Source organism: Streptomyces lycii, from assembly GCF_009735685.1.
Lineage (GTDB): Bacteria > Actinomycetota > Actinomycetes > Streptomycetales > Streptomycetaceae > Streptomyces > Streptomyces lycii.
Window position 1 is genome coordinate 1 of record NZ_WHPN01000096.1, and the last position, 8845, is coordinate 8845.

6 protein-coding genes are annotated in these 8845 nt (G+C 76.2%); 4 read left to right on the top strand and 2 right to left on the bottom strand.

What is annotated here, in order from left to right; genetic code table 11:
• The first annotated feature begins 446 nt into the window (after positions 1 to 446).
• Positions 447 to 1832 carry a DUF692 domain-containing protein gene (locus GCU69_RS04550; protein ID WP_156205186.1) on the top strand — a complete coding sequence of 462 codons (1386 nt, stop codon included), beginning with the start codon at positions 447 to 449 and terminating at the stop codon, positions 1830 to 1832.
• On the opposite strand, the gene hemQ is transcribed toward GCU69_RS04550, so the two are convergent.
• The gene (gene hemQ / locus GCU69_RS04555; protein WP_156205187.1) at positions 1781 to 2497 is read right to left on the bottom strand and encodes a hydrogen peroxide-dependent heme synthase; all 717 of its coding nucleotides are present in this window, start codon (positions 2495 to 2497) and stop codon (positions 1781 to 1783) included. The two genes, GCU69_RS04550 and hemQ, sit on opposite strands and share 52 nt — an antisense overlap.
• Positions 2494 to 4164: a protoporphyrinogen oxidase gene (gene hemG, locus GCU69_RS04560; RefSeq protein WP_156205188.1), complete on the bottom strand. Its 1671-nt coding sequence runs from the start codon at positions 4162 to 4164 to the stop codon at positions 2494 to 2496. Before hemG ends, hemQ begins: the two co-directional genes overlap by 4 nt.
• Positions 4165 to 4383: 219 nt before the next feature.
• Here hemG and GCU69_RS04565 point away from each other — a divergent pair, with 219 nt between their 5' ends.
• From GCU69_RS04565 to GCU69_RS04575, 3 genes are all read left to right on the top strand, one after another.
• On the top strand, positions 4384 to 5508 hold the full coding sequence (locus tag GCU69_RS04565) for a DUF4349 domain-containing protein (RefSeq protein WP_098754163.1): 1125 nt from the start codon (positions 4384 to 4386) through the stop codon (positions 5506 to 5508).
• Between the two features lie 445 nt (positions 5509 to 5953).
• Positions 5954 to 7414 carry an FAD-dependent oxidoreductase gene (locus tag GCU69_RS04570; RefSeq protein WP_156205189.1) on the top strand — a complete coding sequence of 487 codons (1461 nt, stop codon included), beginning with the start codon at positions 5954 to 5956 and terminating at the stop codon, positions 7412 to 7414.
• Between the two features lie 303 nt (positions 7415 to 7717).
• A partial coding sequence (locus GCU69_RS04575; RefSeq protein ID WP_156205190.1) for a hypothetical protein occupies positions 7718 to 8845 on the top strand: 1128 nt, incomplete at its 3' end.

An 8845-nucleotide genomic window follows, 5' to 3' on the forward strand; every position in this document is an offset into this window, starting at 1 on the left:
CCACGCCCGCCCGCCCGTTCCTCATCGCGCCCGTCCCGTCGCGCGCCCGTCCCGTCGCTCGCCCGTCCCGTCGCTCGCCCGTCCCGTCGCGCGCCCGTCCGGTCCCGCGACCCCGTGCCGGAACCGGTCTGCCGCGCCCCGGAACCGGAGCCGGTCCGCGGGACCACCGGCCGCCCCGGAAGCTCAAATCCTGCTCTGAACCGGTTGCGCGCACGATTGCCCGGCCGGTGCCGGGGCCATCACACCGGCACAACCACAACCACAACGACACCCCGGCACAACCGCACGGCGGACCAACCGCACAGCCGACCACCCGCGCGGCGGGGCCGTCCGCTCAGCCGCTCCGCGGACCGTCCGCTTCAGCGGCACACGGGCGCCCACCGGCCGGGGAAGCGCAGCACAGCACGGGTACCGCACGGCACGGCACAGCACGGGGGGACGGGAACATGCCGCATCTGGGAACGGGCATCGGCTGGCGGCCCGAGATCGCACACACGGTGGAGGGGCTGCCCGGGCTGGACTGGGTGGAGGTCGTCGCGGAGAACATCCGCCCGGGCCGGCTCCCCGACTCGCTCCGGCGGCTGCGGTCGCGCGGCACGACGGTGGTGCCGCACGGGGTGTCGCTCGGCATCGGCGGTCCGGAGCGGCCGGCACCGGACCGCCTGGCCGCGCTCGCGGAACGGGCCGAGGCGCTGGGCGCCCCCCTGGTCACCGAGCACATCGCGTTCGTACGGGCCGGCGGGCCGGGAACCGGGGTTCCCCGGCTGGAGGCCGGTCACCTGCTGCCCGTTCCGCGCACCCGGGACGCGCTGGACGTGCTGTGCGAGAACGTACGGACCGCGCAGGACGCGCTGCCCGTACCGCTGGCCCTGGAGAACATCGCGGCGCTGGTCCGCTGGCCGGACGAGGAGATGACGGAGGGGCGGTTCCTCGCCGAACTGGTCGAACGGACGGGAGTACGGCTGCTGATCGACGTGGCCAATCTGCACACCAACCACGTGAACCGGGGCGAGGACCCGGCCGCCGTGCTCGACGCGCTGCCGCCCGGGGCACTGGCGTACGTACACGTGGCGGGCGGCGTCGAACGCGACGGGGTCTGGCACGACAGCCATGCCCACCCCGTGCCCCCGGCGGTGCTCGGCATCCTCGCGGAACTCCTGGCCCGCGCCGAGCCGCCCGGGGTGCTGCTGGAACGCGACGACAACTTCCCGGAAGCGGCGGAGCTGGCGCGCGAACTGGACGCGATCCGCGCGGTGACGGCGGCGCCGCGCCCCGCGCCGTCCCGCCCGGCCGGTGTCCCGGGCACCGCGGGCCCGCGTCCCGAGCGGCGGGACCGCACCGCGGTGGAGTCCGCCGGGGGCGCGCGGACCCGGGTCGCCGCGGCCCAGACCGCGCTGCTGTCCGCGCTGGTAGCCTGGGGTCCCGTCCCCGCGGGGTTCGACCCGGAACGCCTGCGGGTGCAGAGCCGCGCGCTCGCAGCCAAGCGCGCCGACGTGGTCGCCAAGGTCGCGCCGGAGCTGCCGGACATCCTCGGCGCCCGCTACCGGCCCGCGTTCCTGGCCTACGCCCGGCTCCGGCCGCTCAGCGGCGGCCACCGCTGGGACGCGCTCCACTTCGCCGAGCACGTCCTCGCCGAGCACGCGGCGGCCGGCGAGCCGCTGGAGCGGCCGGTACGGCGTGCCCTCGCCCGGTGGCACCGGGAGCGCTCGGGGCCGGCACCGGGGCGGGGCGGCCGGGCGGCCCGGCTGCTGCGGGCCCAGCTCGGTGCCTTCCGCCGGGCTCAGGCCAGCCCGGCGACCAGTTCGGAGACCGGCTTGCGGCGGCCCGTGTAGAAGGGGACCTCCTCGCGGACGTGCAGCCGGGCCTCGGAGGCGCGCAGGTGCCGCATCAGGTCGACGATCCGGTACAGCTCGTCGGCCTCGAAGGCGAGGATCCACTCGTAGTCGCCCAGCGAGAAGGACGGCACGGTGTTCGCCCGCACGTCCGGGAAACCGCGCGCCATCTTGCCGTGGTCGGCGAGCATCCGGCGGCGGTCCTCGTCCGGCAGCAGATACCAGTCGTACGACCGCACGAAGGGGTAGACGCTGACGTACTGCCGCGGCTCCTCGTCGGCCAGGAAGGCCGGAATGTGCGACTTGTTGAACTCGGCGGGGCGGTGCAGCGCCATGTTCGACCAGACCGGCTCCAGCGCCCGGCCGAGCCGGGTGCGGCGGAAGAGGTTGTACGCCTCCTGGAGGTCGTCCGCCGTCTCCGCGTGCCACCAGATCATGAGGTCGGCGTCGGCGCGCAGGCCGGAGACGTCGTACGTGCCGCGCACGGTGACGTCCTTCGCGGCGAGCTGCGCGAACAGCTCGTCGACCTCGTCCGCGTAGCCGGCGCGGTCCTCGGGGAGGACGTCGCGCAGCCGGAACACGGACCAGAGGGTGTAGCGGATGACCTCGTTGAGGTCCTTGGCCTTCTTCCCGGCATTCGGGGTCTTCTCAGCAGCAGCACTCATGAGGCCCATTCTCCTCCGCCGTCCGCGGTGCCCGGCGCCAGGGTGGCCAGTACGCTCTCGGCGGCCGCGGTGGCGCCGGCCGCGCACGCCGGGATGCCGACGCCGTCGTAGGCGGCTCCGCAGACGCTCAGCGCGGGCAGCCCGGCGAGGTGCTCCCGGATCCGGGCGACCCGGCCGAGGTGGCCGACCGGGTACTGCGGCAGACCGCCGTCCCAGCGGGTGACCCGGGACGCGACGGGACGCGCGGCGAGCCCCGCCGCCTCGCCGAGATCGCGCAGCGACAGCTCGACCAGGTCGGCGTCGTCGCGCTTCAGGTCCGCCTCGTCGCCGAAGCGGCCGACGGAGGTACGGAGCACGAACAGGTCCGGGTCCGCGTCCCGGATCCAGCCCCATTTGCGGCTCGCGAAGGTGGCCGCCTTGATCGTCCGCCCGTCGACCGGGGGCACGAGGAACCCGCTGCCCTCGGGCAGCGACGCCAGGTCGGCGCGCCGGAAGGCCATCGTGACCAGCGCCATCGAGGCGTACTCGACGGCCGCCAGCTCGGCCGACGCGGCCGGTGACGCGTCCGCCAGCAGACGCGCGGCGGCGGGCGCGGGCACGGCCAGCACGACACCGTCCGCGTGGAGGACCGCCCGCCCGGCGCCGGGTGACGCGGCGCCGCCCGCCGCCTCCGCCGCGCGGGCTGCGGCGCCGGCCCCGGAGGCCCCGGACCGCCCGGCCTCCCCCGCCTTCCCGGTCCCCTCCGCCGTCCCGTCCCTGTCCGTCCTCCCGGTCGCGTCCGTCCTCCCGCTCCCCGCCGTCTTCCCGGCGTCCGCTTCGGCGCGGGCGGCGGCGGTTCCGGCGGCCCGTTCCGCGCCGGGCCCCGTCAGCTCCAGCCGCCAGCCGTGCGCCGTGCGCCGCAGACCGGTCACCGTCACCCCGGTGGCGATCTCCGCTCCCGCGGCCCGGCAGACCCCGGCGAGCGCGGGCGGCAGGGTGCCGACACCGCCGTCGATGCCCATGAACACCGGGCCGCCCGCGGCGGGCTGCCGCGCCGTGCGCCGCTGGATCGCGCGTACGCCCTCGGTCAGCGAGCGCTCGGCGCGCGCCGCCTCGTACAGCTGCGGCACGGCGGCGCGCATCGAGATGGCGTACGCGTTCCCGGCGTAGACGCCGCCGAGCAGCGGTTCGACCAGCCGGTCGACCACCTCCCGGCCGAGCCGGGCCGCGATGTACCCGCCGACCGCGACGTCCTCGCCGACCTCGGTACGGGGCAGCTCCCGGTCCCGCTCGATCCGGGCCAGCCCCTCCGGCGAGATCACCCCGGACTCGGCGAGCGGCGCGAGGTCTCCCGGCACCCCCATCACATGGCCCTTGGGCATCGGGCGCAGCCGGCCCCGGGTCCACAGCGCGGCGGAGGCGGTCGCGGGCGGCTGGAGGCGCTCCCCGAGCCCGGCCGCGCGGGCCAGCTCCACGGCCTCCGGGCGGCGGGCGAGCATCGACTCGGCCCCGAGGTCCACCGGCACCCCCGCGATCTCCCCGGCGAGCAGCTTGCCGCCGAGCCGCCCGGAGCCTTCGAGGACGGTCACCCGGGCGCCGCCCCCGAGCAGCCGGTGCGCGGCCGCGAGACCGGCGACACCGCCTCCCACGACGACGACATGGCCCGGGCGCGCGTCCGTTTCCCTCATGGCACCACTGTCTCACCGGCCCGCGCGGGACCGCGGTACGGGCCCGGCCGGGAGCCGCCGGACACGGACGCGCCCGGCGGACGCCGTGGTTCCGGGCCCGGCCGCCGTTCCGGTTCGAAGCCGGACCGTGACCGCATCGGGATCAAGGGGCCGAAACCCGGGCTCCGGCCGCCCCGTCGAACGGAGACAGACGCGAAACTCCCTGGGGGGGGACTCACCATGCACGCTTCCACGCCACGCTCCGCCGCGCGCTCCGCACGGCTCACCCGCGCCTCGACGGCCGCCTCGGCCGCGCTCCTCGTCGCCGCCCTCGGACTCGCCGGCTGTTCCGGCAGCGAGAGTTCGTCGGGCGTGTCCGCCGACCGGGGCGTGGCCGCTCCGGAGCGGGCGGACGGCGCCGAGGAGGGCGGCGCCCGGGACAAGGCGGACGACAACAACCTCGCGGGCGGTGACGACAGCGCCGCGGGCCGGCAGGAAGCGGGGGGCGGCGCGCGGGAGGACACGAGGAAGGCGCCCGTGCTCGCGGCCGAACACGTGATCCGTACGGCGACGATCACCGTCCGGGTCGAGGACGTGCCGACGGCCGTCGGCGAGGCCCGGTCGGCCGCCGAGAACGCGGGCGGTTACATCGGCGACGAGACGACCGACCGCGACGGCTCCGGGCACGAGCAGTCCCGGCTGGTGCTGCGGGTGCCGCAGCAGGAGTACGACGAGATCCTGGAGAAGCTCGCGGGCACCGGCAAGCTCATCGAGCGGAAGGTCGAGGCGAAGGACGTCACCGACCAGGTCGTCGACGTCGAGAGCCGCCTGAAGTCCCAGCAGGCGAGCGTCAACCGGGTGCGGGAGCTGATGGAGGACGCCACGCAGCTGAGCGACATCGTGTCGCTGGAGGGCGAGCTGAGCACCCGCCAGGCGGAGCTGGAGGCGCTGAAGGCCCAGCAGGCGTCGCTCGAGGAGCGCACCGCGATGGCCACCGTCACCCTGGTGCTCTCGGAGACCGAGGTCGAGAAGAAGGAGAAGGAGGAGGACGAGGCGTCCTTCCTCGACGCGCTGGCGGGCGGCTGGCACGCCTTCGTGACCGTGCTGCGGTGGATCGCGGTCGGGCTCGGGGCGACGCTGCCGTTCCTGGCCGCGCTGGCGTTGCTGCTGGTGCTGTGGCGGGCGCTGCGCCGCTTCGTCCCGGCCCGGCTGCGCCCGGCGGGTGCCCCCGGCCCGTACACCCTGCCGGGCAGGGATCCGGTACCCGCGCGGGTACCGGAGCAGGGCGAGGAGCCGGCCGGTGCTCCGGGTACTTCGGGTGCTACGAGTGCCTCGGGTGCTCCGGAGGAGTCCCGCAAGCCCTGACGCGGCGGGGGCGTGGCCGCGGCTTCCGGCGCCGGGCGCCGGGCGCCGGGGCCGTGGCCTCCGGGAGGGGAGCCCTCCATCGCACGTCTGCGGCCGCCCGAACGGTGCCGGACAGTTCGCCCGGCGGGGGTGGCCGCACGGTGCCGGAGAGTTCGCCCGGCGGGGGCGGCCCCACGGACACGCAAGCGTCGAGGACCTCTCCGCGGCCGCGTCCCTCCCGTGCAAGGCCGTCCGAACCCCGGCCCTCCCCTCGCCCCGGACACCCCGGACGTCACCGGGGCCTGCCACCGGCACCGGCTTCCGCCCGGGCGGCCGGAGTGAGGGGTGAGCCGGACGGGCCGGGTGCCGGGAGCGATGACCCGGCGTGGTCGCGGGTAGCGGGTGGGTGGCAGGCTGAAGACCCCGCGCACAGCGCGGCAGAGCCGAACCCGCGGAGGCAACCGGCATGGCAGCGCAGCGACTCGTGATCATCGGCGGCGACGCGGCGGGCATGTCCGCGGCGTCCCAGGCCCGCAGACTGAAGGGCCCGGACGAGCTGGAGATCACCGCCTTCGAGCGGGGCCACTTCACCTCGTACTCCGCCTGCGGGATCCCGTACTGGGTCGGCGGCCAGGTCGACGGTCCGGAGGCCCTCGTCGCGCGGACCGCCGAGGAGCACCGGGCGCGCGCCATCGATCTGCGGATGCGCACCGAGGTCACGGAGATCGACACCGCCGGCAAGCGGGTGCGGGTCCGGGACCTCGACCCGCCCGGCTCCGCCGGGGAACAGTCGGTCGGCGGTACGAACGGCGGAACGGACGACGATACGGACGGTGGTACGGACGGCGGCCGCTGGGAGCGGTACGACCGGCTCGTCATCGCCACCGGCGCCCGCCCGCTGCGCCCCCGCATCCCCGGCATCGACGCCCCGGGCGTGTACGGAGTGCAGAGCCTGGACGACGGACGGACCCTCGCCGACTCGCTCGGCGAGGACCCGGCCGGGCTGGACGCCGTGGTCGTCGGGGCCGGGTACATCGGTGTGGAGATGGCCGAGGCGCTGGTGAACCGGGGCTGCCGGGTGACCGTGCTGGAGCGCGGCGAACAGCCGATGTCCACGCTCGACCCGGACATGGGAGCCCTGGTGCACGAGGCGATGTGCGGCCTCGGCATCGAGACCGTGACGGGAGCCGAGGTCACGGAGGTGCGCACTGGTCACGACGGCCGCGTCACGGCCGTCCGGACACGGGACGCGGAATACCCGGCCGACCTGGTCGTCCTGGGCCTGGGGGTGCGCCCGGAGACCACGCTCGCGCGGGAGGCCGGACTGCCGCTGGGCGCCTCGGGCGGACTGATCACCGACCTGTCGATGCGGGTGCGCGGGTACGACGACATCTGGGCGGGCGGCGACTGCGTGGAGGTGCTGGACCTGGTCTCCGGCCGTCCCCGGCACATCCCGCTCGGCACGCACGCGAACAAGCACGGCCAGGTCATCGGCAGCAACGCCGCCGGCGGCTACGCGACCTTCCCCGGGGTGGTCGGCACGGCCGTCAGCAAGGTGTGCGACCTGGAGATCGCGCGCACCGGCCTGTTGGAGGCACAGGCCGACGAGGTCGGGCTGCGGTACGTGACGGTGACGATCGAGTCGACCAGCCGGGCCGGCTACTACCCGGGCGCCCGTCCGATGACGGTCAAGATGCTGGCCGAGCGGCGCACCGGGCGGCTGCTGGGGGTGCAGATCGTCGGCCGGGAGGGCGCGGGCAAGCGCGTGGACATCGCGGCTGTCGCGCTCACCGCCGGGATGACGGTCGAGCAGATGACGGCGCTGGACCTCGGCTACGCGCCGCCGTTCTCCCCGGTGTGGGACCCGGTCCTGGTGGCGGCCCGCAAGGCGGCGCGCGCCGTGGCCCGCGACATGAGCGGCGCCTGATACGGGGCGGCGGACCGGCACACCGCCGGAGCCGCGGCAGGGTCAGGAGCGGCACCCGACCCGACGAGCCGGCCCGGAGGGCGCAGGGGAGGACCGAAGCGGCAGCCGGACCGGAACGGATGCCGGAGCGATCCGGGGACCAGGTGGGCGGAAGCCGGAACCTGCGTGAGCCGAAGCGATCCGGGGGGCGGGAGCCGGAACCGGGAGAACGGGAGCCCGAGCGATACGGGGACGGGTGCGGGAGCCGGAGCCGGGAAGGCCCCGTGGCGCGGCGCGGTGCCCGGTTCGCGGATAATCGCCACCATGCTCGAACGCACACACGCGCCGCCGGCCGGGCCGCCGGACAGCACCCGCCGCGGGCGCGCCGGTGCGGCCCTGCGCGCGGCGGGGCCCGCCCTGCTGGCGTACGCCGCGGTGCGGCTGACCGGGCTGCTCATCCTGGCCGTCTCGGCGGCCGCGGCCGGTGAGGACGCCAGGCAGCTGCTGAGCAGACGCTGGGACTCGGTCTGGTACGTGCGCGTGGCCGAGCAGGGCTACGGCTTCGAGGTCGCGCTGCCCGGTGGCGGCGCCCACCCCAACCTGGCCTTCTTCCCGCTGCTGCCCGCCCTGGAGAGGGCGGTGTCCGCGGTCGGCCCGCTGGACGCGGCGGACGCGGGGCTGCTGATCAGCTGGACCGCCTCGCTGTTCGCCGCCTGGGGCATCTTCGCGGTCGGCACCCGGCTGCACGGGTGGCGGGCGGGCGTCGTACTGGCCGCGCTGTGGGGCGCGGCCCCGACGGGCTTCGTGCAGTCGATGGCGTACACCGAGACGCTGTTCACGGCCTTCGCCGCCTGGGCGCTGTACGCCGTGCTGACGGGCCGCTGGCCGGCGGCCGGGGCGCTGGCCGTGCTCGCGGGGCTGACCCGGCCGTCGGCGGCGGCGGTCGTCGCGGCGGTCGCGGTTCCCGCCGCCGTGGTCCTGGTGCGGGAGTTCCGGGCCGGCGACGGGGCCGTGACACTGCTGCGCCGGCACCGGCGGATGCTGCTGGGGGTGGCGACGGCCCCGCTGGGCTGGCTGTCGTACGTCCTGTTCGTCGCCGTACGGGAAGGGCAGCTGCTCGGCTACTTCCAGGTGCAGGCCCAGTGGGGCAACAGCTTCGACGGCGGCCGTGCGCTCGCCGCCTTCGTCGCGGACACCCTGCGGGCGGACGTCCTGGCGGGGCTGGGGCTGTGCGCCGCGCTGGGGCTGGTGCTGTGGGTGCTGTGGCTGTGCGTCCGGCAGCGGCAGCCGGTGCCGCTGCTCGTCTACACGTTCGGGATCGTGGTGATCTCGCTGGTGGGCTCGGGCTACTTCGGCTCGCGGCCGCGGCTGATGATGCCCGCCTTCCCCCTGCTGCTCCCGGCCGCGGCGGCGCTGGTCCGGCTGCGGCCCCGCGCGACGGCCGCGGTCTGC